The organism is Streptomyces sp. NPDC127068 (genome assembly GCF_042724695.1).
In the GTDB taxonomy this organism is placed as follows: domain Bacteria; phylum Actinomycetota; class Actinomycetes; order Streptomycetales; family Streptomycetaceae; genus Streptomyces.
This window is the reverse complement of the sequence record NZ_JBHXEN010000038.1, coordinates 25,188-42,659: the sequence shown is the minus strand read 5'-3', so window position 1 is coordinate 42,659 and position 17,472 is coordinate 25,188. Positions and strand designations below refer to the sequence as shown.

The 17,472-nt window shown below is 71.2% G+C and carries 15 protein-coding genes and 2 riboswitches; of the genes, 8 read left to right on the top strand and 7 right to left on the bottom strand.

Annotated features, from left to right (window positions below; all coding sequences use genetic code 11):
* Positions 1-66 precede the first annotated feature (66 nt).
* Positions 67-136: riboswitch (cobalamin riboswitch) on the bottom strand.
* A gap of 150 nt (positions 137-286) precedes the next feature.
* A riboswitch (cobalamin riboswitch) is annotated at positions 287-363 on the top strand.
* Positions 364-492: 129 nt separating this feature from the next.
* From ACFWIA_RS23290 to ACFWIA_RS23280, 3 genes are all read left to right on the top strand, one after another.
* A complete protein-coding gene (locus ACFWIA_RS23290) occupies positions 493-1,905 on the top strand; it encodes a prenyltransferase/squalene oxidase repeat-containing protein (RefSeq protein ID WP_387008082.1) in 1,413 nt (470 codons plus the stop codon).
* Between the two features lie 135 nt (positions 1,906-2,040).
* Positions 2,041-2,391 carry an ArsR/SmtB family transcription factor gene (locus tag ACFWIA_RS23285; protein ID WP_387008080.1) on the top strand — a complete coding sequence of 117 codons (351 nt, stop codon included), beginning with the start codon at positions 2,041-2,043 and terminating at the stop codon, positions 2,389-2,391.
* Between the two features lie 109 nt (positions 2,392-2,500).
* Positions 2,501-3,856: an MFS transporter gene (locus ACFWIA_RS23280; protein WP_387008078.1), complete on the top strand. Its 1,356-nt coding sequence runs from the start codon at positions 2,501-2,503 to the stop codon at positions 3,854-3,856.
* A 10-nt stretch (positions 3,857-3,866) separates the two neighbouring features.
* On the opposite strand, the gene ACFWIA_RS23275 is transcribed toward ACFWIA_RS23280, so the two are convergent.
* The 7 genes from ACFWIA_RS23275 to ACFWIA_RS23245 all read right to left on the bottom strand — a co-directional run bounded on the left by ACFWIA_RS23275 (position 3,867) and on the right by ACFWIA_RS23245 (position 9,210).
* Complete coding sequence (locus ACFWIA_RS23275) at positions 3,867-4,256, bottom strand: substrate-binding domain-containing protein (RefSeq protein ID WP_387008076.1); 390 nt, start codon at positions 4,254-4,256, stop codon at positions 3,867-3,869.
* 134 nt (positions 4,257-4,390) lie between these two features.
* The gene (locus ACFWIA_RS23270) at positions 4,391-5,362 is read right to left on the bottom strand and encodes a D-2-hydroxyacid dehydrogenase family protein (protein WP_387008074.1); all 972 of its coding nucleotides are present in this window, start codon (positions 5,360-5,362) and stop codon (positions 4,391-4,393) included.
* Between the two features lie 137 nt (positions 5,363-5,499).
* On the bottom strand, positions 5,500-6,756 hold the full coding sequence (locus tag ACFWIA_RS23265) for a glycosyltransferase (RefSeq protein WP_387008072.1): 1,257 nt from the start codon (positions 6,754-6,756) through the stop codon (positions 5,500-5,502).
* Positions 6,753-7,859: a radical SAM protein gene (locus ACFWIA_RS23260; protein ID WP_387008070.1), complete on the bottom strand. Its 1,107-nt coding sequence runs from the start codon at positions 7,857-7,859 to the stop codon at positions 6,753-6,755. The genes ACFWIA_RS23265 and ACFWIA_RS23260 overlap by 4 nt, the downstream gene beginning before the upstream one ends.
* Entirely contained in the window at positions 7,859-8,104 is a 246-nt protein-coding gene (locus tag ACFWIA_RS23255; protein WP_387008068.1) for a hypothetical protein, read from the bottom strand. Before ACFWIA_RS23255 ends, ACFWIA_RS23260 begins: the two co-directional genes overlap by 1 nt.
* Positions 8,097-8,474: a hypothetical protein gene (locus ACFWIA_RS23250; RefSeq protein ID WP_387008066.1), complete on the bottom strand. Its 378-nt coding sequence runs from the start codon at positions 8,472-8,474 to the stop codon at positions 8,097-8,099. The genes ACFWIA_RS23255 and ACFWIA_RS23250 overlap by 8 nt, the downstream gene beginning before the upstream one ends.
* A gap of 217 nt (positions 8,475-8,691) precedes the next feature.
* Positions 8,692-9,210 carry a hypothetical protein gene (locus ACFWIA_RS23245; RefSeq protein ID WP_387008064.1) on the bottom strand — a complete coding sequence of 173 codons (519 nt, stop codon included), beginning with the start codon at positions 9,208-9,210 and terminating at the stop codon, positions 8,692-8,694.
* Between the two features lie 1,188 nt (positions 9,211-10,398).
* Between ACFWIA_RS23245 and ACFWIA_RS23240 the strand changes: the two genes are divergently transcribed.
* The 5 genes from ACFWIA_RS23240 (at position 10,399) to ACFWIA_RS23220 (ending at position 17,472) form a co-directional block, all read left to right on the top strand.
* Positions 10,399-11,877, top strand: coding sequence for a sugar transferase (locus ACFWIA_RS23240; RefSeq protein ID WP_387008062.1), 1,479 nt, complete (start codon positions 10,399-10,401; stop codon positions 11,875-11,877).
* An 82-nt stretch (positions 11,878-11,959) separates the two neighbouring features.
* Positions 11,960-13,279, top strand: coding sequence for a nucleotide sugar dehydrogenase (locus tag ACFWIA_RS23235; protein ID WP_387008060.1), 1,320 nt, complete (start codon positions 11,960-11,962; stop codon positions 13,277-13,279).
* Positions 13,269-14,549 (top strand): glycosyltransferase family 4 protein, encoded by a 1,281-nt coding sequence (locus ACFWIA_RS23230; protein ID WP_387008058.1) that lies wholly within the window; start codon positions 13,269-13,271, stop codon positions 14,547-14,549. The genes ACFWIA_RS23235 and ACFWIA_RS23230 overlap by 11 nt, the downstream gene beginning before the upstream one ends.
* Positions 14,546-15,946: a Wzz/FepE/Etk N-terminal domain-containing protein gene (locus tag ACFWIA_RS23225; protein WP_387008056.1), complete on the top strand. Its 1,401-nt coding sequence runs from the start codon at positions 14,546-14,548 to the stop codon at positions 15,944-15,946. Before ACFWIA_RS23230 ends, ACFWIA_RS23225 begins: the two co-directional genes overlap by 4 nt.
* Positions 15,943-17,472 carry a Wzz/FepE/Etk N-terminal domain-containing protein gene (locus tag ACFWIA_RS23220; RefSeq protein WP_387008054.1) on the top strand — a complete coding sequence of 510 codons (1,530 nt, stop codon included), beginning with the start codon at positions 15,943-15,945 and terminating at the stop codon, positions 17,470-17,472. Before ACFWIA_RS23225 ends, ACFWIA_RS23220 begins: the two co-directional genes overlap by 4 nt.

Below are 17,472 nucleotides of genomic sequence, written 5' to 3'. Positions count from 1 at the left end.
CACCGACGTGCCGATTGACCACGCCGTAGTCCGCGACGGCGCTTCTCGCTGAGATCTGTTGCTCCAGGCATTCCGGCTCGCCCGGTGTCACCGGGCCCACGGTTGCGGGTCAGCGCCGGATTTCGACCGGCTTCCCCTGAAGTGCAGTGCGTATCAGGCGGATTGGAACATGCGGCCGAAGACACCGTCAAGGAGGCATGAACCACCCGCTGACCGTGCACCGTTGCTCCAGCGCCCCATCTGGTGCGCCGGTGATCCCTCGGGTAGCGTCCAGGGCTGCCACATGGGGGAACCCGGTGCGAAACCGGGGCTGACGCGCAGCGGTGTGGGGCGGCACGGTGCCGTACCCGAGCCCGAATGCCCATGCGGTGACGTCACCTTCGAAGCCGTACCACGCGAGGGGACGACGGCCCGAACCCGCCGGCGCCGCCACGGTGTCACCGCGGCGCGGTGCGCCCGGCCGGCGTCCCCGGTCCACCACAGGAGCAGGCCATGTCCCGTCCTCCGACCACCCGCCGCCTCGCGCTGGCCGTTCCCGCCGCCCTCGGGGCCTTCGCCCTGACCGTCCTCCCCGCGGCGGCGACCTCGACGCCCGCCCAGATCGCCACCTCCAAGACCAACGGCGTCGCCTACCTCAAGTCGCTCCAGGCCGCGGACGGTTCCTACGCGGGCACCGGGCTGTCCAACGAGTGGGCCTTCAGCGCCTTCGCCGCGGCCGGGACCGCGGTCGTCGACGTGGCACCCGGCGGTGACACGACGAAGAACGCCCGCACCGTCTACCGCACTCTGCTCTCCACGGCCGGCTGGCCGTCCGCCACCCCGGTCGTCACCGACTACGAGCGCGCCACCCTCAACGCCTACGCGGCGGGCATCGACCCGGCCCGGGTGTCCGCCGCACGGAACCTGATCGCCGACGTCTACGGTTACTGGCAGAACGCCGAGGCCGGCTACTTCGGCCCCTCGACCACCTACAACGGCACCGTCTTCGCCGGGCTGGCCCTGGCCGGGGCCAAGACGCAGACCGGGGTGCGGCGCGTCCCCCAGACGCTCCTCGACAAGATCGTCACCCGCATCCGCGCCAACCAACACCACGACGGCGGCTGGGACTTCCAGAAGGCCGAGGGCAACCCGACCCGCCTCAGCGCCCCCGGCGACATCGACATGACCGGCGCTTCGATGGCCGCGCTCTGCGCCGCGGGAGTGCCGAACACGGACGCCGACGTCGTCCAGGCGAAGGCGTTCCTCAAGAGCAAACTGGTCGCCGCCAACGGCGCGTTCAACGCCCTGTACGGAGTCAACACCAACTCCAACGGATGGGCCGTCGCCGGGCTCAACGCCTGCGGCATCAACCCACAGACCGGCGACTTCCTCACCACCCTCGGCAAGACCCCGGTGGACTTCCTGATAGCCCAGCAGTACAACCCCGGTGGCGGTTTCAAGTACAAGTCCACCGACACCGCCCCCTCCGCCTACGCCTCCATCGACGCCCTCCGCGCCGTCGCGGGCGGCGGCTTCACCGCCGCCCCGCCCACCCCGGTCACCGCGGGCGCCCCGAAGTGGGTGGCCGCGAGCGCCTTCACCCCCGGTACGGCCACCGAACTCGCCCTCACCGTCGATGACGGAACGGGGAACCTGAAGGTGTGCGCCGTCGCCTTCACGCCCACGGCCGCCACGGCCACCCTCGGGGACGTGCTGGACGCCGCCGCCACCTCGGCGACCCCGTCGGGCTGTGTGACCGGGGTGACCCCGTCGTCGGGCACCGGCACGATCACCACCCTCAACGGCAAGTCCAACAGCGGTTCCCAGACCTGGAAGGTCAGCGTGGACGGCTCCGCCTTCGCCGCCGCCTCCCGCGGCAGGACGATCGGCGTCGGCGACACCATCGCCCTGCGCTGGGGAGCCTGACCCCGAACCGGTGCGGGCCCGTCACCTCCACGGGCCCGCACCGTCGGACCGCCCCCCCGAGGGCCACCCCTGCGGGAACAGCGATCCGTACGCACGGATGCACTGATCAGGCGCGCCCCGCCCTACGATGGGCACATGAGCAAGGGCACGCACCCGGCAGGTGCACACCATGCGCAGCAGGCGGCCGAGCGACTCGACGTCGCCGCGTCCGTCCTCGCCCTGCTCGCGGACCGGACCCGGCTGGCGCTGCTGGAGCGGCTCGGCCGCGGCGAAGCCGATGTCACCACGCTCACCCAGGCGTGCGGGGCCGCCCGGCCTTCCGTCAGCCAGCACCTCGCCAAACTCCGACTGGCCGGTCTGGTCACCGCCCGCAAGGACGGCCGTCGCGTCGTGTACGCCTTGCGCCACGGGCATCTGCGCCGGCTGGTGGACGAGGCCCTGAACGTCGCCGACCACCAGATCGGCGCGCTGCCGCCCCACGACTGACGGCCACCCGCGTCGGCCCACGGAGCACCTTTCACCAATAGGTGCATAGGTGCGCACCTATTGGTTACGATGGCATGGCCGCGCCACCCGCCGAACGGGAGGGGACCTCATGCTGTCCGTGCTGCGCAACCGCACCTACCGCCGTCTGTTCACCGCACAGGTCGTCGCCCTGGTCGGCACGGGGCTCGCCACCGTCGCACTGGCCCTGCTCGCGTACGACTTCGCCGGCGACGAGGCGTCGACCGTGCTCGGGACGGCGCTGGCGATCAAGATGATCGCCTACGTCACGATCGCCCCCGCCGTCGGCGCACTCGCCCAGCGGATACCCCGCCGCGCCCTGCTGGTCTCCACGGACCTCACCCGGGCCGGGGTCGCCCTGGGCCTGCCGTTCGTCTCGGCGGTCTGGCAGGTGTACGTCCTGGTCTTCCTCCTCCAAGCGGCTTCGGCCGCCTTCACCCCGACCTTCCAGGCCACCATCCCCGAGGTGCTGCCCGAGGAGCGCGACTACACCCGGGCCCTGTCGATGTCCCGCCTCGCCTACGACGGGGAGAGCCTGTTCAGCCCGGTGCTCGCGGCGGCACTGCTCACCCTCATCCCCTACAACTGGCTGTTCGCCGGCACCGCTGCGGGATTCGTGGCCTCCGCGGTCCTCGTCGTCTCGGCCGCCCTCCCCGCACCGAAACCCGTCGAACGCGGGGGCTCCGCCGCCGGGGCGACCTCCGGCACCCGACTCTTCCGGGCCACCCCCCGGCTACGGGCCCTGATCGCCCTCGACCTCGCGGTCGCCGCCGCCGGATCCGTCGTCCTCGTGCACACCGTCGTCCTGGTCCGGGACCACCTCCAGCGCCCCGCCAGCGCCGTGCCCCTCGCCCTGGGCGCCTACGGCACGGGCTCCGTCCTTGCCGCGCTGATCCTGCCCCGGCTGCTGCGTCACCGCACCGACCGCACGGTGATGCTGCCGGCCGCCTTCGCCCTCCCGGTCGCCCTGGCCGCCGTCGTGGCGGTCGGCACCGCGCGGCCGGACGCCTGGTCCTGGTACCTGCTCCTGGCGGCCTGGACCGCGATCGGCGCGGCCTGCTCCCTCGTCCTGACCCCCGCAGGCCGGTTGATACGCCGGTCCACCTCCGACGCGGACCTGCCCGCGGCCTTCGCCGCCCAGTTCTCCCTCTCCCACGCGTGCTGGCTGCTGACGTACCCCCTCGCCGGCTGGCTCGGTGCGGCTGCGGGCCTCCCGGTCACCACCACGGTGCTCGCCGTCCTCGCGCTGGGCGCCGCCGGTTGCGCCCTCGTGATCTGGCCCGCCCGGGACCCCGCACGACTGAGGCACGTCCACCCGGACCTCCCCGCCGGTCACCCGCACCTCGTCGACGCCCGCCCCTGCGCCGACGGTTGGCAGCACGACCACCACTACGTCATCGACGGGCACCACCACAGCTGGCCCCGCCGGACCCGGGTCGGGATCTGACGCCTCGGGGTCAGGCCCCCGGTGAGGTGAGGGACGAGGCGCGGATCCGCAAGGCGGGTTCCAGTTCGACGGATCGCACCTCCCGGCCGTTCAGCCGGGCCAGCAACAACTCCGCCGCCGTCCCGCCCATGCGGCGGGGACTGCTGTCCACGCTGCTGAGCGGGATCGTCAACTCACGCGCCGCGTCGATGTCGTTGAAGCCGACGACGGCGATGTCCCGTCCCGGGACCAGCCCGCGGTCGCGCATGGCCCCCATCACCCCGAGCGCGGTGTGGTCGTTGACCGCGAAGACGGCTGTGGGGCGGGGGCTGAGGTCCAGGAGCACATCGGCCGCTCGCCTACCGCTGTCGACGTCGAACCCGGACCGTGGACCACGCGCAGGAGGTCGACGGGTTCGCACTCGCCTGGGAGCTGCTGACGGCCACCGGCCGCATCGACATCGCGCGGCTGCGGCCCCTCGGACGGGTCGCCTCCCGCTTGGTCGACGCGGCTCACCCCTCGGGGAGCGCCGCGGACCACCGCCGGTCGGAGCGCTCACACCCCCCCTGCCAGTACCCGTACCGGCTTCTCCGCGAGGAACCCCTCGATGTCCTCGACGGCCTGAGTGAAGTACCCCGCGTAGTTGCGTCGGGTGACGTAGCCCAGATGCGGCAGTGCGAGGAGACGGGGTGCCGTGCGCAACGGATCGTCCAGCGGCAGGGGTTCCGTCTCGAAGACATCGGTGCCCGCTCCGGCGATCCACCCCTCCGCAAGCGCCCGCAGCAGTGCCGTCTGGTCGACGATCGCCGCCCGTGAGGTGTTGACCAGGTAGGCGCTGTCACGCATCCGGCGCAGCTCCGCTTCGCCGATCAGCCCCCGGGTGCGGTCGCTGAGCACCAGGTGCACCGAGACGAAGTCGCTGGTCTCCAGCAGTTCCTCCTTGGAGGCCGCGGCGATCGCCCCGCCCTCGGCCGCACGCTCCGGGGTGAGGTTCTGGCTCCACGCCACCACCTCCATCCCGAACGCGGCGCCGATGCGGGCCACCTTGCGGCCGATCTTGCCCAGTCCCAGCAGCCCGAGGCGACTGCCGTGGAGGTCGGCCCCCACCGTGTGCTGCCACGGCCCGCCCGAACGGAGCGCGGCGTTCTCGGGCACCACCTGCCGGGCCAGACCGAGGATCAACGCCCAGGTCAGCTCGGTCGGCGGCTCCGAGTTGCTGGCCGTGCCACACACGGTGACCCCGTGCCGGGCAGCCGCTTCCATGTCGATGGCCGCATTGCGCATCCCCGAGGTCACCAGCAGCCGGAGCCGGGGCAACCTGGCGAAGAGGGCGGCGGGGAACGGGGTCCGCTCGCGCATGGCCACGACGATCTCGCTGTGCTCAAGCGCTTCGACCAGGGCGTCGGTCGAGGTGATGTGCGTGTCCAGGAACTCCGTCTCCACCTGGGGGGCGATCTTCGTCCAGTCCGCCAGGGAGCGGGCGACGCCCTGATAGTCGTCCAGCACCACGCAGCGCAGCTTCGTCACGGCAAGCCCTCTCCAGGAAGCCCGGCCCCTCGACCGCGGGGTCGGTGTGCGCCGACAGTACCTGTCCCGTGCCGCCGCCCGGCTCCCCGGTGCCGCCCCGGATCGAGCCGCAGCGAGTCGTACCACGGACGACGAGCTCAGCCGATGACGCGGGAGCCGATCCGGGCGGTGCAGCGCTGCTCCGCCCAGTGACAGATCTGCTCCGGCCAGTCGACGATCCGTCGGGCACCCTCCCCGGGGGCGCCGTCGGTGTCGGAGGCGAGCCGGGATCCGAGATCGGCGGCGTGCGCGTACACCGCGCCGAGCCGCTCGTTCCGCTGCCGGATCGACAGCTTCCCGTGTCCGGTGAGTGCCCGGTTGTTCAGGGTGAAACGCCGGCGCAGCGGCTCGTTGTCGATCAGCTCGGACACCGCGGCGGTGTAGCCGCTCACCCGCTCCGCCACCGGGTCGGCGTTCGAGACGAACAGGGCGTTCTCGCCGTGCGCGAACAGTTCACCGATGTGCTCCATGCCCGGCCCGTCCGAGCAGACGATCGCGAGGCCGGCGGCAGCGGCTTCGAGGAGGCCCATGCCGAAGCTCTCGAACGTGGTCGGCGAGAGGAAGACGTCCGCTCGGCCGAGCTGACTCAGGTACGCCGATCGGGGCAGCACCGGTGTCAGCCGCACCCCGATCGCCGCCAACCCGTCGGCGAGCCGGCTCGGGCAGGGCCCGAGGAAGACCAGCCGTACCCTGGCCCCGTGCCGTTCCCGAAGCCGGGCGAAGACCTCAGCCGCCACGGAGGCACCCTTGTCCTGAGCGGTCCGGCCCATGTAGAGCACGGTCACCGGCCGTCCGGTCCGGCTGACCGCGCCGCTCGCCGGGACGGCGGGGTACACCACCTCGGATTTGGCGGCCAGTTCCTCCACCGTCTCCGACCGGTGCCCACGGTCGCCGAGGTGGCCGAGGAACGTCCGTCGGGCGTACTCGGTGCGGAAGAGGATCCGGGCGCAGCGTCGGTGGGAGTACCACTCCACCATCGCGGCCTCCCGGCGCGCCACCGCACCCGGGCTGGGAATCGGCACCTCACCGCGGGCTGCCGCGCCCAGCGCGAAGAACCGGCCGACCTGGAGCGGCGTCATCAAGGAGTCCGCGTCGACCACCCAGGGCAGCGGTGTCTGCACCGGCAGCCGGGAGGAGTGCACCACCTGCACGTCGGACGGCACGTCGTGGAACCGCGCCCACTCCGCGACTGCCGGATCGTGCAGCGGCGAGAACGGCTGGTGGGCCTCGCGGTCGGGTCGTAGGCGAAGCGTGTACGTGCACTGGACGTAGGTGGCGCCGGGCGGCGGCGCGGCCAGCAACGATCCGTGCACCCCGACGTGCAGTTCGTGCGCTGGCCCGAGCAGGACCCTCACCGGGCTGATGCAGTGACCGGAAGGCGCTCCCGCATGTGCTGGATGAGGCCGCTCAGGCCACAGCAGTCGCTGGAGAACTGAGGGTCGTGCCGGGAGGCGAGGTAACGCTCGTGCGGACACCACCCGTTGCACACGCCGAAGTCCGGACAGCTGCGCATCGAGTCCCGCGCACGGTCGTTCGCATCCCGCAGACGCACGAGCGCAGGTCGGTCGCGGAACGAGGTGAACGAGTCGGTGAGGACGTTGCCCACCGTGTACGCGGGGTCGCCGACGAACAGGTCGCAGTGCGCCACCTCGCCGTCGGGTTCCACGAGGTAGTAGCGGCCGAAGCAGTCCCCGGCGAGGGTGCAGACGGGGGAACGTCGGTCCGAGAGCCGGTTGAGCAGGCCGTCGAACTCCCTGACCCGGATGTCGGGGTCGCCGTGGGCCACCCACCGGTCGAAGTACGCGCGCAGGAACACGCTCATCTCGGCCGGGGTGACGTAGTGCGGCGTCGGGGTGCCGGGCGGCGCGTCGGGTTGGTTCGTCGGTTTGGCGGCGAGCAGCCCGTAGTTGGTGATCCCCTCTTCGACGAAGAAGTCGAAGATCGGGTCGGGCCCCAGCTCGATCGCCTCCCTGTCGACGACCATGAGCACGCTGAGCGGCACGTCGTTGTCGCGCAGGGCGTCCAGCCCGCGGCGTACGTCATCGAAGGAGGGCCGGCCGGAGGCGTAGCGGCGGTGCCGATCGTGCACGGCGGGCGGGCCGTCGAGGCTCACACTGACCCTGAACTGGAAGTCCCGGAAGAAGCGGGCCCAGGCGTGGTCGATGCGCGTGCCGTTGGTTTGCAGCGAGTTGCGGACCGTCTGGCCCGGCTGGCGCAAACGGGCCTGCACGTAGACGGCCCGCTCGTAGAACGAGCGCGGCAACACGGTGGGCTCGCCACCGTGCCAGATGAACTCGACCGCGTCATGGGCGGGGTCGGCGAGCGCCCGGGCGGTCAGCTGGGCCAGCACCGGAAAGCCCATCGTCTGGTTCGGTCCGCTCCGCCAGTCGTGGCAGTACGCGCAGCGCAGGTTGCACAGTCGGGTCGCTTTGACGATGAGGCCGAGATATCGACCCACTACCGCTCCTCGGAGCGGGCTCGCTCCACCAGCTGTTCCACCAGTCGCGCGTCCGCTGGATCCAGTAGCTTCTCCACCGGGTGCGCGGCCATCCGTTCCCACGGCCCCATCGCGGCGTTGAGCACGGCGACGAGAATGGCGCGGTCGGCATCGGACAGGCTGGTGGAGAACCGGTCCAGTGCCGCGGAGAATGCCTCGGCGGTGGGCGCGTCGATCTCCTTGCGGCCTGCGATGTCGCTATGCATACGGAGGCGTCCACTTCTCCGGGCGGGTGTAGGTCCACTGAACGATTTCCCACTCCTCCCGCCCCTCGCGCGGGTTGGCCTTCTGCCAGATGGGACCGATCTCGACCCAGGCGCTGGCCGCTTCGGCCGCGTTGGCCCACCGGCTCTTGACCGATTCGATGACTGCGCGCGTCGCCGCGTCCAGGTCGCTGACCAACTGATTGCGACGGACGTCCTCGGGCCGAAGGTCCCGCGCGTACTGGAGTAGCACCTGGGCCAGAGACTGTTCGACCGGGCCGAGGGATTCACTCCATTGCGCGAGTCGGCCGGAGAAGGACTGAATGTCGTCGCTCGTAACCGGGATATCCGCGTCGTCCGTTCCTCCGGACATCAGCAACCTCCACGTCGCTCGATGACCCCCGCTAGGCATAATAGCTCCAGGTGATTGACCTGTCGCATTGAGTGCCCTTCCGTGCGGGTGAGTCGCGCCCGCCGTGCTCGCAGGTGGATCCGGCCTGGGCCGTGGGTCGAAGCCCCGCCCGGCAGGCGTACAGGTCGAGGCGCGCTCCCGGACCGCTCGCCGAGTCGATGTGGCCACGATCGGTCGGTTAACCCATGTGCAGCAGTCTTCTCCGCGCCAGAGTCTTTACCGTGCGCGGTTCGACGAGGATCGATCTCTCCTCAAGTTGAGATTGCTGCTGCGTCAGTTTCGCGATCGCCTGCACCCCTTTGGCTTTCGTGTAGTTCATGATCTTCACGTCGTAGTAGGACGTCCCTAGTGCGCCGAACGAAATTGCGGCCTTCTGGTGGGCGGCTGCTCTCTCCTGTAGGCCCAGTTTCGATTCCAGGCCGGCAGCGATGGCGCCAACGGTGCTTATCGCGCCGACCGTGATTGCCCAGGCGGTGTCCGTATTTCCTGCCAGTGGTGTTCCTCCGGCCAGCGCTCCGGACACAACTGCGAAACGTGTCGATTCGGTGCCCTCCTCGCCGTGGAGGGCGCTCGGCTCAAGTGTTGTCGGGTTTGGGTGTCTCACCGCGACATGCCCCTGCGTACCCGGCGCAAGGGAGTGATCGAGCCGTACGCCGCGCCGCGCGGGACCGCCGTCGACGCGCACCTGCTCCGACACCTCACCGAGTGGGAGCGCGAGAGGTATTCAGCCGTCTGCTTCGCGCCACGAAATGCGCGGCAATGCGCTCCCCGGGAAATCGGCCGCTCCGTTGCCGCATCTGAATGACGACGTGTCGGTCAGCTGATAGCCCACGAGCGGACGTCCAGAGCGGTTCGACTCGGTCGGATAACCGAGACGGACCAAGCGGCTGATGGCCCGGCACCGCCCTGTTCCCCCCTATGGCGATCACCTCAGTTCGAAGGCCGACGGCGTCACCGGAACCGTTCTCCACTGATCAGAGGCCTGCCGCGGATCTCGGTCCCGGACCTGAACGCGTTCCTGTGGATCGGGTCAGGGCGATGTGGGGAGGGTGTCGATTCCGGGCCCGAGCCCATCGGATCGGTCATCCGGCCTTTCGCGTGCCCTCCCGGGGCGATGGCCCGGCTGCTGCGGGCACCCGCGGCCGGCACGCCGTCCGGCACGGCAACGGGGAGCCGATGCCGAACTGCGCGCCCTGTAGGGCCTGTTGCAGCAAGTCATCACTGTTGCGGAGAAGCCCTGCCCCGGCCCGGCCGACGCCGAGCGGTCCGCCCGGCAGCTGTCACCGGACGGCGTCGGCCGGGCCTGGCCGCGGCCGGGATGTCAGTGTTGTGAAGCCTCGGAAATGCCCGTGGTGGTACCCCGGAAAACACCTATCAGCACAGGTCACACGGCATTTCTTTGTCGTCGACGCACCCGTGGAAGGTGGCCGGCCGGTGTCCCGGGGCTCAAAGCTTGAGCACGAATTCCACACATCCCCTCTCCATAGTCGTCGCGATGGTCTAGATTGACCGTGCTTCGGCTGATCGGACGCAAGGACTCCGTTAAATGATCTATAGGTTGGGCGCCACGGACAGCTAGCAGTTGCGGCTCCCGCGCTGGTCGCGGGGGTGATCAATTCTTGGAACCCGAGAGGGGTCCTCGGCTGCGGGGAGTAGTCGAGGTTCCCGAGGGGATTCCGTGCACCTCGAAAGGGCCTGGCGGGACGGATGAGTCCGCTGTGGCCAGGGTGAGTCGTTCACGTCACGCTGAAAGAGCCGAGATGTCATGCGCGGGGGGCGGAGCCTCCCGGGGGGAGGAACAGCGCGGCGCGGGGGGCGGGGAGCCTCCGTGGCGAGGAACAGTCTTGGGCGAACTTGGCGAACCGCTGGCGACCTGGGGGGTTCTGTGCAGCAGGGGGAGTTAGTCGACCCGTTTCCGTCGGCGCGCGGGCGTCTGGCGAACGGGGCAATCAGTCAACCCGCGATCGACTGGGAGGAGCGGTACCGACGTACCGTGATCACCAGCGACACCGTGGCCACCGCCTTCGTGGTGGCGGCGATCGGCAATTTCTTCGGTGCCCGGGACGCGGCCAACTGGCACGAGAAGTGGGGAATCCTCGCATTCGGCACCGAGTTGCTGGTGCTGGGTGCGCTTGCGGTGAGCCGCGCATGGGCGCCGGCCGTACTCGGCCAGGGTGCCGAGGAGTTCCGTCGCCTCGGACGCTCCCTGTTCACGGCGGCCGTCGTACTGGCCCTCGGCGGCATCGCCCTGACCTCACGCAACATCAAGCTCTGGATCTTCGTCGCGATCCCCGCGATCGCGCTCGTCACCATGACCGCGCGGTACCTGCTGCGCATCTGGTTGCACAAACAGCGAAAAGAAGGACGGTGTCTGCGACCGGTGCTCGCCGCCGGGAGCCCGGCCACCGTGCGCGACCTGATCTCCAGGGCCCGCAGGTTCCCGCACCTCGGCTGGCGGGTGGACGGGGTGTGCACGACGGACGGCCGCGGGCTCGAAGGCGACCAACTGGACGGAGTGCCCGTCGTCGGCCGACTGGCGGACGTCGCCAACCACATCCGCCGCGACGGCTACCGCGTCGTCGCGGTCACACCGGACCCGCACTGGTCACCGGACCGGTTGCAGCGGCTGGCGTGGAACCTCGAAGGCAGCGATGCCGAGATGGTCGTGGCCCCCGTACTCATGGAGGTGGCCGGCCCGCGGCTGCACGTCGACGCGGTGCTCGGGATCCCGCTGCTACGGGTCAGCATGCCGACCTTCACCGGGGGCAGCCGGGCGGTCAAGGCGGTCGTCGACCGGCTGGGCGCGGCGGTGCTGCTGATCCTGTTCGCGCCGCTGATGATGCTGGTCGGGCTGCTCGTCCTGATGGACAGCCGCGGCGGGGCGTTCTACCGGCAGCGCAGGGTGGGCAAGGACGGCCGCGAGTTCACGATCCTCAAGTTCCGCACCATGGTCGCCGGGGCCGACGGGGCACGGGCCGAACTGGCCGACCGCAACGAGGGCGCCGGCGTGCTGTTCAAGCTCCGCCGGGATCCGCGGGTGACCCGGTTGGGAGCGGTACTGCGCCGGTACTCGGTCGACGAGCTCCCGCAACTCTTCAACGTGCTCACCGGTTCCATGTCGCTCGTCGGCCCGCGGCCTCCGCTACCGGAGGAGTCCGCTGCGTACGGCCCGGACATCCGGCGGCGGCTCCTGGTCAAGCCCGGCCTCACCGGCCTGTGGCAGATCAGCGGACGCAGCGACCTGCCGTGGGAGGAAGCCGTGCGGCTGGACCTGCGGTACGTCGAGGACTGGTCGCTCGCCCTGGACACGGTGATCTTGTGGAAGACGCTCCGTGCGGTGGTTTACGGGCGGGGGGCCTACTGATGCGCGGGGGGCTGCGGCTCAAGAGGCCCGCAGGCGTGCGGACCGCAGGCCCGAAGGGCCTGCCCGAGGGGAGGGACGAGTCATGAGGATCAGTGTTTTCGGGCTCGGTTACGTGGGCTGCGTGTCGGCCGCGTGCCTGGCCAGCATGGGCCACGAGGTCATCGGGGTGGACGTGAACCAGGTCAAGATCGACCTGGTCAACGACGGCAAGGCCCCGGTGGTCGAGGAGCGGATCGGCGAACTCATCGCCGAGGTCGTGCGGACCGGAGCGTTACGCGCCACCGACGACGTCCGCGAGGCGATCAACGACAGCGAGGTGTCGCTGATCTGCGTGGGGACGCCGTCGGAGCCCAACGGCAGCCTGTGCACCACGTACTTGGAGCGGGTCACCGAGCAGATCGGCGCCGTGCTCGCCGAGCGCGGCGGGCGGCACACCGTCGTGTTCCGCAGCACCATGCTCCCGGGCACCTGCCTCGACCTGCTGGTGCCGATCCTGGAGAAGTACGTCGGCGGCACGGCCGGGGTGGACTTCGGGGTCGCCGTCAACCCGGAGTTCCTGCGCGAGGGCACGAGCGTGCGGGACTTCTTCGACCCGCCCAAGACCGTCATCGGCGAGTTCGACCCGGCGAGCGGCGAGACGGTGGCGGCACTGTACGAGGGCCTGCCCGGCGAGGTGTTCCGGGTGCCGGTCCCGACGGCCGAGGCGATCAAGTACGCGGACAACGCGTTCCACGGCCTCAAGATCGGCTTCGCGAACGAGCTGGGCGCGGTGTGCCAGGCACTCGGGGTGGACTCGCACCAGGTGATGGACGTGTTCCTGGCCGACCACAAGCTGAACATCAGCCCCGCCTACCTACGGCCCGGCTTCGCCTTCGGGGGCTCCTGCCTGCCGAAGGACCTCCGCAGCCTGGTCCACGCGGCGCAGCGGGCCGATGTCGCGGTGCCCATCCTCGCGCATGTGCTGCCCTCCAACTCCGCGCACCTGCAACGGGCGGTGGAGCTGGTCGAACGCACCGGGAAACGCCGGGTCGGCCTGTTCGGGCTGTCCTTCAAACCCGGCACCGACGACCTCCGCGAGAGCCCGCTCGTCGAGCTGGCGGAGCGGCTCTTCGGCAAGGGTTACGACCTGCGGATCCACGACGCGAACGTCAGCCTCTCCCGGCTGCTGGGCGCGAACCGCGAGTACATCGAGACCCGGCTGCCGCACCTCGCCCAGCTGCTCGCCGACTCCGTCGACGAGGTGCTCGACCACGCCGAAGTGTGCCTGGTCGGGACCAGGGACCCGGCCGTGCTGTCGGCGCTGCCCCGCGGCGGCGACGGTCCGGCGCTGATCGATCTCATCCACCTACCCGACGCCGATGCGCGCCGGGCCGAACCGGGGTACGTGGGCCTTGCTTGGTGACACATCGTTCGACGGCACCACCAGCGGCGACCGGTCCGACCGGCGCGCGCTGATCCTGGTGGAGAACCTGTCGGTGCCCTTCGACCGTCGGGTGTGGCAGGAGTGCAAGACGCTGCGCGACGCGGGCTGGACGGTGCACGTCATCTGCCCGCGGGGGAGCAAGCGGGACACCGAGCCGGAGGTGGAGATCGACGGGGTGCGCATCCACCGCTACCCGTTGCGCGCGGCCACCGGCGGACCGGCCGGCTACCTGCGGGAGTACGGAGCAGCGTTGTGGCACACGGCCCGGCTGGCCCGCAAGGTCGGCCCGGTGGACGTGGTCCACGCCTGCAATCCGCCCGACCTGTTGTTCCTGCCGGCCCTGTGGCTCAAACGGCGCGGCGCGCGGTTCGTCTTCGACCAGCACGACCTGGTGCCCGAGTTGTACCTCTCCCGGTTCGACCGCGGTGAGGACCTGCTCTACCGCGCGGTGTGCGCGCTGGAACGGTTCACCTACCGGGCCGCGGACGTCGTGCTCGCCACCAACGAGAGCTATCGCGACGTCGCGATCCGCCGCGGCGGTCGGCGGCCACAGGACGTGTTCGTGGTGCGCAGCGCACCCGAGACCGAACGGTTCCGACCGGTACCGCCCGAGCCGGAGCTGAAGCGCGGCAAGCCCCATCTGCTGTGCTACCTCGGCGTCATGGGCCCCCAGGACGGCGTCGACTACGCCCTGCGGGCGCTGGCGAAGCTCCGCGACGAACGCGGGCGGACCGACTGGCACGCGGTGTTCGTCGGCTCCGGCGACGCCTTCGACGCGATGGTGGAGCTGTCCCGGCGGCTCGGGCTCCAGGAGCAGGTGCAGTTCACCGGGCGCATTCCCGACGCCGACCTGGTCCGCTACCTGTCCACCGCGGACGTGTGCCTCTCACCCGACCCGCGCAATCCGCTCAACGACGTCTCGACCATGAACAAGGTCCTGGAGTACATGGCGATGGGCCGCCCCGTCGTCTCGTTCGACCTCCGGGAGGCGCGGGTCTCCGCCGGTGACGCCGCCGTCTACGCGCCCGCCAACGACGAGGCCGCCTTCGCCGAGCTCATCGCGCAGCTGTTGGACGATCCGGAGAAACGGGCCCGGATGGGCAAGATCGGCCAGGAACGCATCAACGGGGAACTCTCCTGGCGGAACTCCCAGGCGTCGCTGCTCGCGGCCTACGCCGCCACCGGCCGCGACCGCACCGCGGTGCCGTCGGGCAACACGATACGCACAGGGAAGAGGCCGCGTCGTTGAGCGAGGAAGCGATACGCCTGGTCACCATCGGGCGGATTCTCCGTCGGCGCTGGCGGCTCCTCACCCTCCTCGCCGTGCTGGGCGCACTCGTCGGCCACGGCACCTCGGTGCTGTTCCCGCCGCGCTACACGGCATCGGCTTCGGTGCTGCTGCCGGGGCAGTGGGAGGAACGCGAACTGCTCACCCAGGTGGAGATCGCGACCAGTTCCGCGGTGGTCGACCGGGCGGCCGCCACCCTCGGCTGGACGGACGTCAGCGGCAGCGAGCTACGGGACCGGGTGAGCGCCGAGGCAGCCGACGGGAACATCATCACGATCTCGGGCACGGCCGACGCCCCGGAGCGGGCGCAGCAGCTCTCCGACCGGATGGCCCAGCAATTCGTCACGTTCGTCGCCCGGATCGCGGGCGAGGGCACCGAGTCCGAAGCGGCTACGGGGCCCGAGGCCCTGCGGAAGAAGGTGGTGGAGACCAACCGCCGCATCAGCGACCTGGCCGATGCGACCGATCCGGGGCGGACCGTGGAGAGCGTGCAGGCCCGCACCGCGCTCGAAAAGCTGCGTCTCGCGCTGGAAGAGGCCATGAAGAAGCTGGACCAGGCCGACCCGGCGAGCAACCAGGCCGGCATGGTCGTGATGGGGCCGGCGGCCCGACCGACCGGCGAGGTGCCGCCGACGCGGCCCCAGCTCATCATCGCCGGGGCACTGCTGTTCCTCCTGCTCGGGGTCGTCGGCCACCTCGCCGCCGCCCGGATGGACCGCCGACTGCGCACCGAACGCGAGATCAGCGCAGCACTCGGTTCCCCCCTGCTGGGCACCGTCGACGTACCCGCCGAACGGCCCGCGCGCCGACCGGAGGGCCGAGGCCCACGGGCCCGGATCCGCCGGCTGCTGCACCTCGACACCCCGTGGGACGCGCCGCCCCCACAGACCTCCGGCGACGAGGCCGCCCGTCGGATCCGGTACGGGCGGGTGCGCGCTCGGCTCAGGGACCGACTGCTCCCGGGCTCCCGGAGTCTGCTGGTGGTCGTACCGGAGGGCGACGAGATCGCCCGCCGGGCCGCCGGGCAGTTGGTCACCGAGGCCGAGAACGATCCTTCCCCGAACCCGTCGAAGACGGGGCGTCCCGGACTGCGGGTGGTGGACGTGTCGGTGGCCCGGCCGGTGGTGCCGGACCGCGGCACCGAGTCCGGCGCCCTGGTCGTGCTCAGCACGGGCAACTGGACCGCGGGGGAGCTCACCGGCATCGCCGAGGCGTGTGCGGACGGCGGGCACGAGGTCATCGGCATCGTCCTCGCCGACGCGGTGCGGGCCCGTACGACGCAGCCCGCCGACCGCATTCCGGAGGACGCCGCCGGCGCCCTCGCGGCCCACGGCCAGGCGACGGGGGGTTCGGCGTGAAACCGCACACGACCGCGGAGCCGTCGGCGACCGCGCCGTTGCTGGACCTCCAGTCGCTGGTGGTGGCCGTGCGCAGACGCCGCCGCCTCTGGTCCGCCGCGGCCCTCCTGGGACTGCTGGTCGGCGCGGCACTGGCGGTCCTCATGCAGCCGCCGCCGACCGCCACCACCAAGGTGCTGGTCGCCCACCAGGACGACCAGCCGAACGACACCGGCACGCTGATCCGTACCGACGTCGCGCTCCTCCAGACCACCCGGATCGCCGGCAAGGCGCTGCGCACCCTCAAGTCCCGCGAAAAGCCGGCCGACTTCATGCAGGACTACCGGGGGACCGGCTTGACCAACAACCTGCTCCAGATCGAGGTGACGGGGGACAGCGAAGCGCAAGCGGTGGCCCGGGCCGGGGCGTTGGCCGAAGCGTTCGTCACGGACCACGTGCGGCGGATGTGGGAAACCGCGAAGGCCGAGGCCACGGCCCTGCTCGACCAGCGCGACCGCATGCGCGACGAACTCACCCAGGTCAACAAGGCCATCGGAGAGCGCACCCAGGGCAGTGACCCGAAGGCGTCGGCGAGCATCGAATCGCTCTACGCCCGCCGGGCCGAACTCAACTCGCGGATCGCCGACTTCGACCAGCGGGCCGCCGATGCGCGCACCGGCACGCCCCGGCTCGTCGCCGGCACCCAGATCGTGGACGCACCGCGCGCGGTGCCGCACTCCCTGCCCAGGGCCGCGGTCACCCACGCGGTCATCGGACTCGTCCTCGGGTTCGTCGTCGGACTCGCCCTGGCCGCGGTCGGTTCGGTGGTGGCGGACCGCCCCGTGCTCCGCCGGGACATCGCGGCGAACCTGGGCGCCTCGGTCATCGCGGAGCTGCGCCGGGTGCCCCGCCGGCCGGTCGGGCGGTGGCAGCGCCGCCGGACCCGGGTGGCACGCGAACGGCTCACCACGACCCTGGCCCGCACCGTGCGGGGCTCCACGGAACCCGTGTCGCTGCTGGAGTTGGGCTGTGCGCGCAGCACCGGCGCGATCGCCCTGGACGTCGCCATGGCACTCACGGCGGAGGGACCGGTGGTCGTCGTCGACGGGCTGCCCGGCCCGCAGCTCGCCCACAGCGACCGGCATCCAGGAGGCCCGACCGTCGTCAGCGGCGAGGGCGCCGAGGGCGTGCCGCCACTGGCGCGCCGGCTCGGCGTCGGTTCGGTCGCGCCCGGCACGGCGTGGACCGATCTGCGGTACCTCGGTGGCCGGACCGTGCTCGTCGTACGGGCCGGGCACGGCAGCGCCGCCTGGCTGCACACCGTGGCGCGGCAACTCGCCGACCAACACATCGCGGTGATCGGTGTGGTGCTGATCGACCCCGATCCGCGCGACCGGACCGACGGCACGCTGTGGGACGGGCTGCACACCGCGCTGCGCGGCCACGACGAGCGGCTGGCCCGGCAGAACGGGACCGGCCAGCTACGGACGGAGCGGCCGTCGAAACCGGCCGCACTGGTCCCGGACAACGAGCAGGAGGCGCGGTAG

Excerpts from the sequence above, each read along its gene's own strand:
- ACFWIA_RS23290 (WP_387008082.1), top strand. The coding sequence starts at position 493 with ATGTCCCGTCCTCCGACCACCCGCCGCCTCGCGCTGGCCGTTCCCGCC.
- ACFWIA_RS23285 (WP_387008080.1), top strand. The coding sequence starts at position 2,041 with ATGAGCAAGGGCACGCACCCGGCAGGTGCACACCATGCGCAGCAGGCG.
- ACFWIA_RS23280 (WP_387008078.1), top strand. The coding sequence starts at position 2,501 with ATGCTGTCCGTGCTGCGCAACCGCACCTACCGCCGTCTGTTCACCGCA.
- ACFWIA_RS23255 (WP_387008068.1), bottom strand. The coding sequence starts at position 8,104 with ATGCATAGCGACATCGCAGGCCGCAAGGAGATCGACGCGCCCACCGCC.
- ACFWIA_RS23250 (WP_387008066.1), bottom strand. The coding sequence starts at position 8,474 with ATGTCCGGAGGAACGGACGACGCGGATATCCCGGTTACGAGCGACGAC.
- ACFWIA_RS23235 (WP_387008060.1), top strand. The coding sequence starts at position 11,960 with ATGAGGATCAGTGTTTTCGGGCTCGGTTACGTGGGCTGCGTGTCGGCC.